The sequence below is a fragment of the Streptomyces sp. NPDC047130 genome, assembly GCF_040643475.1.
Taxonomy (GTDB): Bacteria; Actinomycetota; Actinomycetes; order Streptomycetales; family Streptomycetaceae; genus Streptomyces.
This window is the reverse complement of sequence record NZ_JBEYUK010000002.1, coordinates 140,022-154,926: the sequence shown is the minus strand read 5'-3', so window position 1 is coordinate 154,926 and position 14,905 is coordinate 140,022. Positions and strand designations below refer to the sequence as shown.

The following is a 14,905-nucleotide window of genomic DNA, read 5'->3' as shown; positions in this document are numbered from 1 at the left end:
CCCGGCGCCCCGGGTCTCCTCAGGGAGGCCCGGGGCGCCGGCGTTCGTCCTCCCCGGGCCACGGGAGGGCACGCGGGCGGTCCGCGGACACGGACCGCGACCGGTCCGTCACCCGGACGGCCCATCACGCGCTGCCCGGTTCCCGGGCGCTCCCTAGCGTGGTGCCATGAGCCACACGACCGCGCGCACCCGCCCCCGCACCGCCGCCGGCGTCCTGCTGGCCACCGCCCTCGCGGCCACCACCGCCGCCTGCGGCTCCTCCGAACAGCCCCTCGCCGCCCCGGAGGCCTACCAGGCTGCCAACGGCATCACCCTCAAGGGGCCCATAGGCAACGGACGGAAGGCGGACCCGGACAAACCCCTCGAGGTCACCGCCGCCTCCTTCCAGGGCCGGATGACGGACGTCACCGCCGTCGACTCCGCGGGCCGCTACCTGGCCGGGGAACTCTCCGCCGACGGCCGCCGCTGGCACAGCACCACCCCGCTGGCCGGGAACGCCCGCTACACGGTCCGGGTCAGCACCGTCGACGAGGACGGCGCGGCCGGGCGCAAGGTCCTGAACTTCGCCACCGGGAAGCCGACCGCGAAGCAGGTCCTGGACGTCGCGTTCGGCCCGAAGACCGGCACCTACGGCGTCGGGCAGCCCGTCACCGCGGAGCTGAGCGCCCCCGTGAAGAGCCCCGCCCAGCGGGCCGTGGTGGAGCGCGCCCTGCGGGTGGAGTCCACGCCGGCCGTGGCGGGCTCCTGGCACTGGGTGGACGACAAGGAGCTGCACTTCCGGCCCAAGGACTTCTGGCCCGCCCAGGCCACCGTCCGGGTCCGCAGCAACCTCGAGGGGATAAAGGTCGGCGACCGGATGTGGGGCGGGCGCAGCACACCGCTCGAACTCACCATCGGCGACAAGGTGGTGGCCCTCACCGACGCGGGCTCCCACCGGATGACCGTCTACAAGAACGGCGAGGAGATCAAGTCGTTCCCGGTGACCACCGGCAAGCCCGGCTTCGACACCCGCAACGGCGTCAAGGTGGTGCTCGCCAAGGAGCGCTTCGTACGCATGCGCGGCACCAGCATCGGCATCGCCGAGGGCAGCGCGGAGTCGTACGACCTGCCGGTGCACTTCGCCACCCGGGTGACCTGGAGCGGCGAGTACGTGCACGCCGCCCCCTGGTCGGTGGGCTCGCAGGGCGTCGCCAACGTCAGCCACGGCTGCACCGGCATGAGCACGGAGAACGCCGAGTGGTTCTTCGAGAACGTCCGGGAGGGTGACGTCGTCGAGGTGGTCAACTCCGCCGGCGACATGATGGAGCCGTTCGGCAACGGCTTCGGCGACTGGAACCTGGACTGGGAGAAGTGGCAGGCCGGCTCCGCGCTCAGCGGCGAGGCCGCCGGGGCGCCCGGGCCCGCCGACCGGGCACGCCTGTCCCCGCAGTCGCTCTGACGGCGGCGCACGGCGGACGGCACACGGCGCACGGCGCCGGCACGGAGCGGAAAGGGGTGGCGGGGCCCGCTCGGGCCCCGCCACCCCCGCACGTCGTCCGCACGTCGTCCCCCGGAGCGCCGGGGGGGCGCCCGCTCAGCCCGCCAGGGCCGCCCGGCGGCGCAGCAGCCCGGCCAGGGCCTCGGCGCACTCCACCGGGTCCACCGGCATGGTCACCGCCGCGTCCGCCCGGCACCAGGTGGCCAGCCAGGCGTCCTGCGGGCGGGCCATCAGCAGCAGCACCGGCGGGCAGCGGAAGATCTCGTCCTTGATCTGGCGGCAGACGCCCATGCCGCCCATGGGAACGGCCTCGCCGTCCAGGACGCAGACGTCGATCCCGCCCTTGTCGAGCTCACGGACCACCGCCTCGGGGGTGGCGCACTCGACGAACTCCACGGGCGGCACGTCCGCGGCCGGCCGGCGGCCGACGGCGAGCCGGACCTGCTCCCGGGTGTTGGCGTCGTCGCTGTAGAGCAGCACCGTCGCGGTCGCCTGCATCCGTGCCTCCGCAAGATAGAACCGGGATGGGGAACTGTGGAACGGGGGAACCACCTGAACTACGGGTACCGATGCCGCGGATGCTACTCCTCGCGACACCCCGCCGACACCGCCCGGCACACGTGTTCGCCACCGGTTCGAGGGGCCGGTCGGCCCCCCGCGGCCGGGCCGTACGGCCCAGTCGTGGGGCCCAGACACTCCGAACGGCACCCCCGGGAGTGAGGGCGGGATAAGCGACCGACATAATGTCGGTCGTGGCGACAGCAACGACAGTAGAAACCGGGCACGCGCACCCGTCGGTCAACCGACCGAACCTCACCAGCGTCGGAACCATCATCTGGCTGAGTTCCGAGCTGATGTTCTTCGCGGCCCTCTTCGCGATGTACTTCACCCTGCGATCGGTTACGGGTACCGATCACTGGACGGAAATGGCCGACACGCTGAACTTCCCGTTCTCGGCGGCCAACACCACGATCCTGGTGCTCTCCTCCCTCACCTGCCAGCTCGGCGTCTTCGCCGCCGAGCGCGGTGACGTGAAGAAGCTCCGGATGTGGTTCATCGTCACCTTCATCATGGGTGCGATCTTCGTCGGCGGTCAGGTGTACGAGTACGCGGCCCTGGTGGCGCACGAGGGCCTGACGCTCTCGTCCGACCCCTACGGCTCCGTGTTCTACCTGACCACCGGCTTCCACGGACTTCACGTGGCAGGCGGCCTCATCGCCTTCCTGTTCGTCCTGGGCCGTACCTACGCGGCCCGGCGGTTCACCCATGAGCAGGCGACGGCCGCGATCGTCGTGTCCTACTACTGGCACTTCGTCGATGTCGTCTGGATCGGCCTCTTCGCCACGATCTACATGATCAAGTAGTCGGACGGCCGCACCGCGGCCGCTCCCATTCCAGAAGCATCGACGCAGAAGATCCTGACACCGGGGTAATCCGTGAAAAAGCTCTCCGCACGACGACGCCATCCGCTGGCGGCGATCGTCGTCCTCATCCTCGCGCTGGCGGCCACTGGGGGGCTGTACGCCGCGTTCGCGCCCGCGGGCGAGGCGAAGGCCGAAGAAACAGCCCAGTCCCTCGCCATCGACGAGGGCAAGAAGCTCTACACCGTGGGCTGCGCCAGCTGCCACGGCACCGGCGGTCAGGGCACCTCCGACGGTCCTACGCTGGTCGGCGTCGGCGCGGCCGCTGTCGACTTCCAGGTCGGCACCGGCCGTATGCCCGCCCAGCAGCCGAGCCAGCAGGTCCCCAAGAAGAAGGTCATCTACACGCAGGCCGAGATCGACCAGCTCGCGGCGTACGTCGCGTCCCTGGGCGCCGGCCCGGCGGTTCCGACCACCGAGCAGTACGACCCCGCGGGCGCGGACATCGGCAACGGCGGTCAGCTGTACCGCACCAACTGCGCCCAGTGCCACAACTTCACCGGTGAGGGCGGCGCCCTGACCCACGGCAAGTACGCGCCGGACCTCTCCGACGTGGACCCCAAGCACATCTACCAGGCGATGCTGACCGGTCCGCAGAACATGCCCTCCTTCCCGGACACGATCTTGCCGGAGCAGGAGAAGCGAGACATCATCGCGTACCTCAACACGGTCAACGGCGAAGAGTCCGTGACGCCCGGCGGTCTGAAGATCGGCGGCTTCGGCCCCGTGGCCGAGGGTCTCTTCGGCTGGGTGTTCGGTCTGGGCGCCCTCGTCGCCGTCGCCGTCTGGGTCGCCGCTCGGACCGCAAAGGCCAAGAAGTCATGAGTAGCCACGACATTTCCGAAGACAACCTGCCGCAGAAGCAGGCCCACGCACACGGTGCGCTGGGGGTGGCGGACAAGGACAACCCGTTCGCCGACCCGGGGCTCCCGCCCCACGAGCACCGCATCCAGGACATCGACGAGAAGGCCGCGAAGCGCTCCGAGCGCATCGTCGCGGGCCTCTTCACCCTGTCGATGCTGGCGACCGTCGGCTTCATCGCCGCCTTCGTGGCGCTGCCGGTCGACAAGGTCATCTACGTCTTCCCCATCGGTCACATCAGCGCCCTGAACTTCTCCCTGGGCCTGACCCTGGGCGTGGCGCTGTTCGCCATCGGCGCGGGCGCGGTCCACTGGGCCCGCACCCTGATGTCCGACGTGGAGGTCGCCGACGAGCGTCACCCGATCGAGGCCTCCCCGGAGACCCGCGAGAAGGTGTTCGCCGACTTCAAGGAAGGCGTCACCGAGTCCGGCATCGGCTTCGGCCGGCGCAAGCTCATGCGCAACACGCTGCTGGGCGCGCTGACCCTGGTCCCGCTCTCCGGCGTCGTCCTGCTGCGTGACCTGGGCCCGCTGCCCGGCACCAAGCTGCGGCACACCCTGTGGTCCAAGGGCAAGCTGCTCGTGAACATGAACACCCACGAGCCGCTGCGTCCGTCGGACATCGCCGTGGGGTCGCTGACCTTCGCCATGCCGGAGGGTCTGCACGAGCACGACCACGACTTCCAGAAGGAGATCGCCAAGGCGGCCCTGATGCTCGTCCGGCTCGAGCCGGAGGACATCAAGGACAAGCGCGAGCTGGAGTGGTCGCACGAGGGCATCGTGGCGTACTCCAAGATCTGCACCCACGTCGGCTGCCCGATCTCCCTGTACGAGCAGCAGACGCACCACGTGCTGTGCCCCTGCCACCAGTCCACCTTCGACCTCGCCGACGGCGCCCGAGTCATCTTCGGTCCCGCCGGTCACGCCCTGCCCCAGCTCCGCATCGGCGTGAACGACGAGGGTTACCTCGAGGCCCTCGACGACTTCGCGGAGCCCGTCGGTCCGGCCTTCTGGGAGCGCGGAGAATCATGAGTAGCACCACAACTGCCAACGAGCCCTCCCGCTCGCGCGGGAAGGCCCCGGCCGGCGAGCGCGTGGCCGACTGGGCCGACGGCCGCCTGGGGATCTACTCCCTGGCCAAGGCCAACATGCGCAAGATCTTCCCCGACCACTGGTCGTTCATGCTGGGTGAGATCTGCCTCTACAGCTTCATCATCATCATCCTCACGGGCGTCTACCTGACGCTGTTCTTCCACCCGTCGATGGCGGAGGTGGAGTACCACGGCTCGTACGTGCCGCTGCAGGGACAGCTGATGTCCCAGGCGTTCGAGTCGACCGTGAACATCTCGTTCGAGGTCCGTGGCGGTCTGCTCATCCGGCAGATCCACCACTGGGCGGCGCTGGTCTTCCTGGCCGGCATGTTCGTCCACATGATGCGCGTGTTCTTCACCGGCGCGTTCCGCAAGCCGCGTGAGATCAACTGGCTGTTCGGCTTCCTGCTGTTCGTCCTGGGCATGTTCACCGGTTTCACCGGCTACTCGCTCCCGGACGACCTGCTCTCGGGCACCGGTATCCGCTTCATGCAGGGTGCGATCCTGTCGATCCCGGTGGTCGGCACCTACGTGTCGATGTTCCTGTTCGGCGGGGAGTTCCCCGGCACGGACATCATCGCCAGGTTCTACTCGATCCACATCCTGCTGCTGCCGGGCATCATGCTCGGCCTCGTGGTGGCGCACCTGATCCTGGTCTTCTACCACAAGCACACGCAGTTCGCGGGTCCCGGCCGCACCAACAACAACGTGGTCGGCATGCCGCTGCTGCCGGTGTACATGGCGAAGGCCGGCGGGTTCTTCTTCCTGGTGTTCGGCGTCATCGCGGCGATCTCGGCGATCGCCACGATCAACCCGATCTGGAACATCGGCCCGTACCGTCCGGACCTGGTGTCCACCAACGCGCAGCCCGACTGGTACATGGGCTTCTCCGAGGGCCTGATCCGCATCATGCCGGGCTGGGAGATCAACCTCTGGGGCCACACCCTGGTCCTGGGCGTCTTCATCCCGCTGATGGTCTTCGGCCTGGTCCTGGTCGCGATCGCGGTCTACCCGTTCATCGAGTCCTGGGTCACCGGCGACAAGCGCGAGCACCACATCCTGGACCGCCCGCGCAACGCCCCGACCCGTACCGCGTTCGGCGCGGCCTGGATCGCGCTGTACTTCGTGCTGCTGGTCGGCGGTGGCAACGACCTGTGGGCCACCCACTTCAACCTGTCGATCAACGCGATCACCTGGTTCGTCCGGATCGGCATGTTCGCGGTGCCGGTGCTGGTGTTCATCGCCACCAAGCGCATCTGCCTCGGCCTGCAGCGCCGTGACAAGGAGAAGGTGCTGCACGGTCGCGAGACCGGCATCATCAAGCGCCTGCCGCACGGCGAGTTCATCGAGGTCCACGAGCCGCTCTCCCAGGAGCAGCTGCACACCCTCACCGCGCACGAGCAGTACAAGCCGGCCGAGATCGGCCCGACGGTCGACGAGAACGGTGTCGAGCGCAAGGTGAAGGGCTCGGAGAAGCTCCGCGCCAAGCTGAGCCAGGCGTACTACGGCGAGGGCAACCAGATCGAGAAGCCCACGCTGGAGGAGTTCAAGGAGATCGAGGCCGGCCACGGCCACCACTGAGTGCCCCGGCGCCGAGTGAGGGGGCAGGTCCCCCCGGTCGCCGAATGATCGACTGATCGCCACGGCAGGAGCCCCGTCCGGTCCCCGGACGGGGCTCTTCGCCGTCCCCGGGATCGATAGGGTGGGCAGCGCCCCGCCACCGGGGCCAGCCACACCAGTGCACCCGCGGCCCGTGGCGGGCCGCCGGACCGAGACCGTCAGGAGCGGCATATGAACGCTGTGACCCCCGCTGGAGGCGACACCGCGGCGGGCCGCTCCTGGCCGGCCGTCCTCAACGCCCTGCTGGAGGGCCGCGACCAGAGCGCCGACGACACCGCCTGGGCGATGGACCGCATCATGCGCGGCGAGGCCACCGACGCCCAGATCGCGGGCTTCGCGGTCGCCCTGCGCGCCAAGGGCGAGACGGTCGAGGAGATCACCGGCCTGGTCCGCGCGATGTACGCCCACGCCCGGGTGATCGACGTGCCCGGCCCGGCCGTGGACATCGTCGGCACCGGCGGCGACGGCGCGAAGACCGTCAACATCTCCACCATGGCCGCGATCGTGGTCGCCGGCACCGGGGTGAAGGTGGTCAAGCACGGCAACCGGGCGGCCTCCTCGGCGAGCGGTTCCTCGGACGTGCTGGAGAAGCTGGGCGTCAACCTGGAGCTGACCCCGCAACGGGTCGCCGAGGTGGCGAACGAGGCGGGCATCACCTTCTGCTTCGCGGTGAAGTTCCACCCGGCGCTGCGTCATGTGGCCGCCGCCCGGAGCCAGTTGGGCATCCGCACCACCTTCAACTTCCTGGGCCCGCTGACCAACCCGGCCCGGGTGAAGGCCCAGGCGATCGGGGTCGCCGACCCGCGGATGGCGCCCATCATGGCGGGCGTGTTCGCGGAGGCGGGCAACTCCGCGCTGGTCTTCCGCGGCGAGGACGGCCTCGACGAGCTCACCGTGACCGGGCCCTCGCGGGTCTGGGCGGTGCGCGACGGGCAGGTCCGCGAGGAGCTCTTCGACCCCCGTGACGTCGGGGTCGAGTACGCCCCGCTGGAGGCGCTGCGCGGCGGGGACCCGTCCCACAACGCCGACGTCGCCCGCCGCCTGCTGACCGGGGAGACCGGACCGGTGCGGGACGCCGTCCTGCTGAACGCGGCGGCCGCGCTGGTCGCCCTCGAGCCCGGCGAGGGCACGCTCGCCGGGCGGATCCGGGCCGGCATGGACCGGGCCGCCGAGGCGCTGGACTCCGGCGCCGCCCGCAAGGCGCTCGAGCGGTGGGTGCTGGCGAGCAACTCCTGAGCGTCCCGGGCGGGTCGGCGCGGCCCGCCGTCGACGAGGCGTGGTCCGGATGCCGGACCACGCCTCGTGCGCGTGCGGCGGATGTGGCAGGATGCCGTGCAGGTCATGAGTGACAGCCATCAGGCCCCGGCCGGCTGTCCGGCAACCCTCCGTCCGTGGCGGGGTGCCCCGGGTGAGGACCAGGCCGCAGACAGCAAGGTCTGTGGCAAGCGCGGACCTCTCGCGACGTCAGGGGTCCTGGTCGTCGAGGAGTTCCCCGTGAGCCGACGAATGCGCCGGGCCTGACCGGCGCGAGGGCGGCGCCGCCACGCGTTCCGCCCCGCCGGGCAGGCCGTCGAGCCGAGTCCTTCTTCTTCTCGTCCTCCGTCTTCCGCCCTCTTCCGCGTTCCCGCCCGGGTGATGCGCCGCGGTCCGTCCGCCGCCCCGGGGAGCGCCGACGTGCCCACAGGAGTCCGCCATGCCCGTTTCCACCGCTGCCACTGCCGCCGCCGCCGACAGGAAAGCCCTCGCCCTCGGCGCCGTCCCCGCCCCCGCCTCGCCCGCGCTGCTCGCCGAGCCGCTGCCGGTGCTCGGCCTGGACGTCACCGTGCCGCTCGCCTCCGGCCGCCGGGTGCCCTACGCCGCGCTCGACCAGGCCGCCAGCGCCCCGGTGCTGCGGCAGGTGTGGGACGAGATCGCCGAGTACGCGCCGTACTACGGCAGCGTCCACCGCGGGGCGGGTCACCTGTCCCAGCTCTCCACCGAGCTGTACGAGGACGCCCGGGAGACCGTCGCCCGCTTCCTGGACTGCCGTGCGGACGACCAGGTCGTCTTCACCCGCGCCACCACCGACTCCCTCAACCTGCTCGCCTCCGCCCTCCCGGAGGACTGCCGGGTGTACGTCTTCGAGACCGAGCACCACGCGGCGCTGCTGCCCTGGCGCGGCGCCCGGGTGACCTTCCTCGACGCCCCCGCGAGCCCCGCCGAGGCGGTGTCCCTCCTGACCGACGCCCTCGCCGCGCGGGACGACGACGCGCCCGCGCTGGTCTGCGTCACCGGGGCGTCCAACGTCACCGGGGAACTGTGGCCGGTGCGCGAACTGGCCGACGCCGCACACGCGCACGGGGCGCGGATCGTGCTGGACGCCGCGCAGCTCGCCCCGCACCGGCCGGTGTCGGTGCGGGAACTGGGCGTCGACTGGGTGGCCCTCTCCGGGCACAAGCTGTACGCCCCGTTCGGCGCGGGCGTGCTGGCGGGCCGGTCCGACTGGCTCGACGCCGCCGAGCCGTACCTGGCGGGCGGCGGAGCCAGCCGCAGCGTGGTCCGGCGCCAGGACGGCGGCCTCGACGTCGCGTGGCACACCGGGCCCGCCCGGCACGAGGCCGGCTCGCCCAACGTGGTCGGCGCGCTCGCCCTCGCCGCCGCCTGCCGGGTGCTCACCGAGGCGGACCCCGCGCTGCTCGCCGGCCGCGAGGAGGCGCTGCTCGCCCGGCTGCGGGAAGGGCTGGCCGCCCTGCCGGGGGTGCGGGTGCTGTCGCTGTTCGGCGACGACGCGCCCCGGGTGGGCGTGGTGTCGTTCGTGGTGGACGGCTGGGACAGCGCCGACCTCGCCGAACGCCTGGCCTCCTCGCACGGCATCGGCGTGCGGGCCGGGCTCTTCTGCGCCCACCCGCTGGTGCGCCGCCTCCTCGGCGGCACCCGCGACGCCGCCGCCGAGTGCGGGGGGACCGGCGGCTCCCCGCTGAACGCGGTGCGCGCCAGCTTCGGCGTGGGCACCCCGGTGGAGCACGTGGACCGGCTGCTCGGCGCCCTCGCCGACCTGGCGGGCGGGGACGCGTAACTCTTCTCCCCGGCGGCGCGGGCGTCCCTGCCGGCCCGCCCGCGCCGCCGGGGTCACGCCGCGCGGCGTCCCGCGCCGGCGTTGACCCGGGCGCCCAGCAGCACCATGCGCAGGGCGCGTTCGGTGGCGTCGGCGAGGTACTCGGCGCCCCGGCCCATCGCCTCGCCCAGCGAGACCGGCCCGGGCAGGATCCCGCTGTACGCGTCGATGCCGACGGCCCGCACCTCGTGCGCCCCCTCGCCGAGGGTCCCGGCCAGGGCCAGCACCGGACGCCCGTGCCGCTTCGCGCGCCGCGCCACCTCGGCGGGGATCTTGCCGAACGGCGTCTGCCCGTCCAGCGAGCCCTCGGCGGTCACCACCAGATCGGCGCGGGCCAGCCGCACGTCCAGGCCCAGGGGGTCGAGCAGCACCTCGAACCGGGGCCGCAGCCGGGCGCCCAGGGCGGCGAGGCCCGCGCCCAGGCCGCCCGAGGCACCGGTGCCGGGCGCCGTGCGCAGGTCCACCACCGGGCGCGGGTCCACCGGGTGCGGGTCCACGGCCGTGCGCGGGTCCACGGCCGGGGAGGGCAGCAGGTCGCGGGTCAGGACGCCGGCCCAGTTCTCCAGGCCCGCGGACAGCAGCTCGACCTGGGCCGGCGTGGCGCCCTTCTGCGGCCCGAAGACCCGGGCCACCCCGCGGTCGCCGCACAGCACGTTGTGCGGGTTGCACGCCACCACCAGCTCGGTGTGCCGCAGCCGCGCGTCGAGCCCCGAGGCGTCCACCCGGGCCAGTCGCACCAGCTCGGCCCCGCCGTCGCCGAGTTCACGGCCGTCCCGGTCGAGCAGCCGGACACCGAGCGCGCTCAGCGCCCCGGCCCCGCCGTCCGAGGTGCCGGAGTCGCCGCAGCCGACGAGCACCCGCCGCGCCCCGGCGTCCAGGGCGGCCGCGATCAGTTCGCCCACGCCGCGGGTGGTGGTCGCCCCCGGGTCCCGGGCGTCGCCCGGCACCAGCCGCAGTCCGGCGACCGCCGCCATCTCGACCACGGCCGTGCCGTCCGGCAGCAGCGCGAAGTGGGTGTCCACGGGGTCGCCCAGCGGCCCGGTGGCGCGGCGCCGCAGCAGCCGCCCGCCGCCGGCCGAGGCCAGCGCCTCGGCCGTGCCCTCGCCGCCGTCGACCAGGGGGATCAGGTCCACCTCGGCGTCGGGCACGACCCGCAGGACGCCCGCGGCGATCGCCTCGGCCGCGTCCCGCGCGGACAGGGACTCCTTGAAGCCGCTGGGGGCGACGGCGAAACGGGTGAGGGCAAGAGACATCGGGACTCCAGGAGAAGAGAAGAGAAGAGAAGAGAAGGGAAGAGAAGAGAAGGGGAGAGGAGGGAGGTACGGGACGGTGCCGGGTCAGCGGACCGGGACGCCGAGCAGGGGCCAGACGAACAGCGCGAAGAGCAGCACCAGCACGGCGGTCAGCGGCCCGAGGACGGCGGAGAGCCGCAGCAGGTCCCGCGGCGTGTAGGTGGGCACGCCGGACAGGCCGGAGAAGAGGGCGACGGGCTTGGCCGAGGCGGGCAGGGTGTGGCAGAACCCGGCCGCCGCCGTGGAGGCGAGCGCCGCGGACACCGGGCTGACACCGGCCACGCCCGCCGCCGCGACCACCAGCGGCACCAGCACCGAGGAGCGCGCCGACCGCGACTGCAGCACCAGGTGCGCGGCCGTGCTCACCGCCACCACCACCGCGAGGAACGTCCACGGGGTCGAGCCCAGCGGCAGCCCCGACACCAGCCAGGCGGCGGCGCCCGAGTCGGCGAGGGCCAGCCCGGTGGCCATGGTGGCCGCCATGAACAGCAGCATCGACCAGGGCACGGTCCGCAGCGAGTCCTTGAGCCGCACCGTGCCCAGCGCGGGGGTGACGGCGACGATCGCGCCGATCAGCGCCACCAGGGCGGGGGAGACGCCGTGCAGCGGCTCGCTGCACCACAGCAGCACCACCGTGCCCAGCAGGACCGCGCACCGGCTCTCCGCCGCCGACCAGGGACCGGTGACGGGCCGTTCGCTGTGCTGCTGGACCTGCTCGGCGGTGATCCGTACCGGACCCCGCCGGTCGGCGCGCCGGGTCGTCGTCCACAGCACGACCTCGGCCGCGGTGTGCGAGGAGACCACGGCGAGCGGCAGCCCCAGCAGCAGCCACTGCGGGAAGCCGATGCGGTGCCCGGTGGTCTCCCACAGCACGGAGACGGTGATCAGGTGCGCCCCGGCGCCTATCAGGGTGGCCACCGCCGAGAGCAGGATGACGGTGGGGAACAGCAGCGCCAGCATCACCACCAGCCGCCGGCGGTCCGCGAGGACCTGGGCCAGCGCCAGGAACACCGGCAGAGCCAGCGCGGCACGGCCGGAGGTGGCCGGCACGGCGAAGGCGGTGACGACCAGCGCCGCGGTGGTCAGGTGGACCAGCTGCCGCACGCTGCGGGCGCCGGTCACCAGGAACACCGCGGCCCGCCCCGCCAGTCCGGTGGCGGTCACCGCGGCGGCCAGCACGAACGCGCAGATCAGCAGCCAGACCGTGGGATCGCCGAGGGTGGCGAACAGGGCGTCGGCGCTGATCACCCCGGTCACCGTGAGCGCGAGGCCGGCGGCGAGGGCGACGAGGGTGTCGTCCAGCCCGGTCGCCGTCCACGCGTACACGGCGAGGACGAACACCACGAGGGTGACGCGTGCCTCGCCGCTCAGCCCGGTGACGAGACCGGGCGTGGCGATCAGCGCGCACAGCGACAGCGTCAGGCAGAGGGTGGCGGTTCGCCGGAAGTTCGTGGTCACGTCACCGACGATTCCGCCGGGCGGTGAGCCGTCCATGAGGGCCCGATGAAGGAAAACTCACCCGCCGGAGAACGCACCCGCCCCGCACGCCCCGGAGAACGCGCCGGCCCCGCCGCCGGGTCAGGCGGGCAGGCGGTACCCCATGCCCCGGACGGTCTCCAGGCGGGAGGCGCCCAGCTTCTTGCGCAGCGCGCGGACGTAGACGTCGACGATGTTGGAGCCCGGGTCGAAGTCGTAGCCCCAGACGTGGGACAGGATCTGCTCGCGCGACAGCACCTGGCCCGGATGCCGCAGGAACAGCTCCAGCAGAACGAACTCACGCGCCGTCAGGTCCACCGTGCGGTCCTCGGTGCGGGCACGGCGGGTGCGCAGGTCCAGCGAGAGCGAGCCGGAGCGCAGCACCGTGACCTCCGGCGCGCGGGCCGCGGTGCGCACCCGCAGCCGCACCCGGGCCAGCAGCTCCTCGAACCGGAACGGCTTGGTCATCCAGTCGTCCGCGCCACCCTCCAGCCCGGCCACCGTGTCGCGCACCGAGTCCCGGGCGGTCAGCACGATCACCGGCACCGTCACCCGCTCCTCGCGCAGCCGGCGCAGCACCGTGAAGCCGTCCTGGCCGGGCAGCCCTATGTCCAGGATCACCAGGTCGAACCCGCCGGAGAGGGCGTAGTCGTAGGCGGCGGTCCCGTCGCCCACCACGGTCGTCAGATATCCCTGGGCGCGCAGCCCCTTCTCGACGAAGGAGGCGATCCGCTCCTCGTCCTCCACGATCAGGATGCGTTCCACGACGTGCGTTCCTCCTCCAGGACCAGCACGAAGGTGGCGCCGCCGCCCTCGGTGTCCTCCAGTCGTACGTGCCCGTGATGGCCCTCGGCGATGGCCTTCACGATGGACAGGCCGAGCCCCGCGCCCGAACCCAGGGACCCCCGGCGGGCGGTGCCGCGGCGGAACCGTTCGAAGACCAGCTCGGCGTCCTCCGGGCGGACCCCCGGACCGGAGTCCGCGACGTACAGCTCCACCCGCCCGTCGACGACCCGCGAGCCGATGCGGATGGGCGCGCCCGGCACGGTGTGCTGCACCGCGTTCTGGGCGAGCTGCACCATGGCCTGGGTGATCCGCTGTCCGTCCAGCCGCGCCCGGCGGTCCGCCACCTCGGCGAGCTCCCAGCCCCGGTCGCCCAGCGCCCGGGCCTTCACGAAGACGTCGGCGGTCAGCTCGGCGAGCTGCACCTCCTCCGGGCGGACGAAGTCGGGCCGCTCCGCCTTGGCGAGCAGCAGCAGGTCCTCCACGATGCGGCTCATCCGGTCCAGCTCGTCGGTGACCAGCCGGACCGTCTCCTCCCGCTCGCCCGGGTCGTCGCCCATCAGCTCCAGGTGCCCGCGCACGATGGTGATGGGCGTGCGCAGTTCGTGCCCGGCGTCGTCGACGAATGTGCGCTGGGCGGCGAAGGCGCGCTCCAGGCGGTCCAGCATGGCGTTGAAGGTCTCGGCGAGCGCGGCGACGTCGTCCCGGCCGTGCACCGGTATTCGGCGCGTCAGGTCCTGCTCCGTGAGCTCGGCGGCGGCGGTGCGCACCAGCCGCACCGGCAGCAGGATGCGGCCCGCGACCACCCAGCCGATGCCGGTGGTCATCAGCAGGGCGACGGCGGAGATCACCAGCAGCACGCGGAACACCTCGTCCACGCGGTCCCGCTCGCGCTCGGGGTGGAAGGCCACCACGAACGCGGCCTCGGGGCCGCCGTCCCGCCGGGTCACGGTGACCTTCGCCCAGCGCACCCCTTCGTCGGACCCGGCGGCGTGCGGGGAGGTGAAGATCCGGCGCAGGGCGTCCGGGTCCTTGAACAGCGGCTGCCCGGCGCGCGGTTCGCGGTTCTGCACGATCTGCGCCGGGTCCGGGCCGGCCGTGCCGACCAGCCCGATCAGCTCCTCGTCCGGGTCGGCGTACTGGCGCTCCAGGAACACCCGCAGCAGCCGGGACGGCTCGGCGAAGGGCAGGCCGGTGTCCGGGTCCTTGCCGCGCTGCTGGAAGTTGGCGAACTCGCCGGTCTCCTGCGCCAGCAGCCGGGTGACCCGGTGGTCGACGTCGCGCAGCAGGATGGAGCGGGTGGTGGTGGCGACCGCGCCCAGCGCCATGGACATCACCAGGAGCAGCCACAGCAGGATCCGGACGCGGGCGGTGAGGCGACGGGGCAGGCGGTCAGTCCCCTGTGGTGTCGTCATCGGCGGCGTCGTCGTTCCCGTCGTTCCGGTCGTCCTGCTGGTCGTCGCCGTCGTCGTCGGTGTCGTCACCGGCGTCGTCCGCGCCGCCCTGGTCGTCGTCGGCGTCGTCGTCGGCTTCACCGCCCGGCGGGCGGTCGCTCACCTCGGGGCCGGGGACGAGCACGTCCGAGGGCGTCGGAACCGCGGACGGCGTGCCCTCCAGCTCGACGCGGGCGGGCGCCTTGCGCGGTTCCTCCGGACGGTCGGCCAGTGCGTAGCTCGTCGCCGCGATCCCCAGCGGCACGGCGACGATCGCGGCCAGGGCGGCGATGCGGTGTGAGATCTGCATACGGCGATCCTGGGCCGCCTCCCCGCGCGCGGGGATGAGCCGAGTATG

General features: G+C 72.7%; 13 protein-coding genes and 1 riboswitch. Of the genes, 7 read left to right on the top strand and 6 right to left on the bottom strand.

Annotation, left to right across the window (positions count from 1 at the left end; translation table 11 throughout):
- The first annotated feature begins 166 nt into the window (after positions 1-166).
- Positions 167-1,438 carry an Ig-like domain-containing protein gene (locus ABZ836_RS03245; protein ID WP_361138759.1) on the top strand — a complete coding sequence of 424 codons (1,272 nt, stop codon included), beginning with the start codon at positions 167-169 and terminating at the stop codon, positions 1,436-1,438.
- 135 nt (positions 1,439-1,573) lie between these two features.
- On the opposite strand, the gene ABZ836_RS03240 is transcribed toward ABZ836_RS03245, so the two are convergent.
- Positions 1,574-1,975 (bottom strand): hypothetical protein, encoded by a 402-nt coding sequence (locus tag ABZ836_RS03240; RefSeq protein ID WP_361138756.1) that lies wholly within the window; start codon positions 1,973-1,975, stop codon positions 1,574-1,576.
- A 245-nt stretch (positions 1,976-2,220) separates the two neighbouring features.
- Here ABZ836_RS03240 and ABZ836_RS03235 point away from each other — a divergent pair, with 245 nt between their 5' ends.
- From ABZ836_RS03235 to ABZ836_RS03210, 6 genes are all read left to right on the top strand, one after another.
- Positions 2,221-2,841: a heme-copper oxidase subunit III gene (locus ABZ836_RS03235; protein WP_356138489.1), complete on the top strand. Its 621-nt coding sequence runs from the start codon at positions 2,221-2,223 to the stop codon at positions 2,839-2,841.
- Between the two features lie 72 nt (positions 2,842-2,913).
- On the top strand, positions 2,914-3,723 hold the full coding sequence (locus tag ABZ836_RS03230) for a c-type cytochrome (RefSeq protein ID WP_356138487.1): 810 nt from the start codon (positions 2,914-2,916) through the stop codon (positions 3,721-3,723).
- Positions 3,720-4,790 (top strand): Rieske 2Fe-2S domain-containing protein, encoded by a 1,071-nt coding sequence (locus ABZ836_RS03225; RefSeq protein WP_356138485.1) that lies wholly within the window; start codon positions 3,720-3,722, stop codon positions 4,788-4,790. Before ABZ836_RS03230 ends, ABZ836_RS03225 begins: the two co-directional genes overlap by 4 nt.
- Positions 4,787-6,430, top strand: a complete 1,644-nt coding sequence (locus ABZ836_RS03220) for a cytochrome bc complex cytochrome b subunit (protein WP_356138484.1) — start codon at positions 4,787-4,789, stop codon at positions 6,428-6,430. The genes ABZ836_RS03225 and ABZ836_RS03220 overlap by 4 nt, the downstream gene beginning before the upstream one ends.
- A gap of 210 nt (positions 6,431-6,640) precedes the next feature.
- Positions 6,641-7,705 (top strand): anthranilate phosphoribosyltransferase, encoded by a 1,065-nt coding sequence (trpD, locus tag ABZ836_RS03215; protein WP_356138483.1) that lies wholly within the window; start codon positions 6,641-6,643, stop codon positions 7,703-7,705.
- Between the two features lie 101 nt (positions 7,706-7,806).
- Positions 7,807-7,923, top strand: a riboswitch (SAM riboswitch).
- A 239-nt stretch (positions 7,924-8,162) separates the two neighbouring features.
- Positions 8,163-9,524: an aminotransferase class V-fold PLP-dependent enzyme gene (locus tag ABZ836_RS03210; RefSeq protein WP_361138750.1), complete on the top strand. Its 1,362-nt coding sequence runs from the start codon at positions 8,163-8,165 to the stop codon at positions 9,522-9,524.
- 53 nt (positions 9,525-9,577) lie between these two features.
- Here the strand turns inward: ABZ836_RS03210 and ABZ836_RS03205 are convergent, their stop codons facing one another.
- The 5 genes from ABZ836_RS03205 to ABZ836_RS03185 all read right to left on the bottom strand — a co-directional run bounded on the left by ABZ836_RS03205 (position 9,578) and on the right by ABZ836_RS03185 (position 14,857).
- Entirely contained in the window at positions 9,578-10,816 is a 1,239-nt protein-coding gene (locus ABZ836_RS03205) for a glycerate kinase (RefSeq protein WP_361138747.1), read from the bottom strand.
- 84 nt (positions 10,817-10,900) lie between these two features.
- The gene (locus tag ABZ836_RS03200; RefSeq protein WP_361138744.1) at positions 10,901-12,313 is read right to left on the bottom strand and encodes an SLC13 family permease; all 1,413 of its coding nucleotides are present in this window, start codon (positions 12,311-12,313) and stop codon (positions 10,901-10,903) included.
- 120 nt (positions 12,314-12,433) lie between these two features.
- On the bottom strand, positions 12,434-13,096 hold the full coding sequence (locus tag ABZ836_RS03195; RefSeq protein WP_356138475.1) for a response regulator transcription factor: 663 nt from the start codon (positions 13,094-13,096) through the stop codon (positions 12,434-12,436).
- On the bottom strand, positions 13,081-14,529 hold the full coding sequence (locus ABZ836_RS03190; protein WP_356138473.1) for an ATP-binding protein: 1,449 nt from the start codon (positions 14,527-14,529) through the stop codon (positions 13,081-13,083). Before ABZ836_RS03190 ends, ABZ836_RS03195 begins: the two co-directional genes overlap by 16 nt.
- Positions 14,507-14,857 carry a small secreted hydrophilic protein gene (locus ABZ836_RS03185; protein ID WP_356138471.1) on the bottom strand — a complete coding sequence of 117 codons (351 nt, stop codon included), beginning with the start codon at positions 14,855-14,857 and terminating at the stop codon, positions 14,507-14,509. The genes ABZ836_RS03190 and ABZ836_RS03185 overlap by 23 nt, the downstream gene beginning before the upstream one ends.
- Between the last annotated feature and the right edge of the window lie 48 nt (positions 14,858-14,905).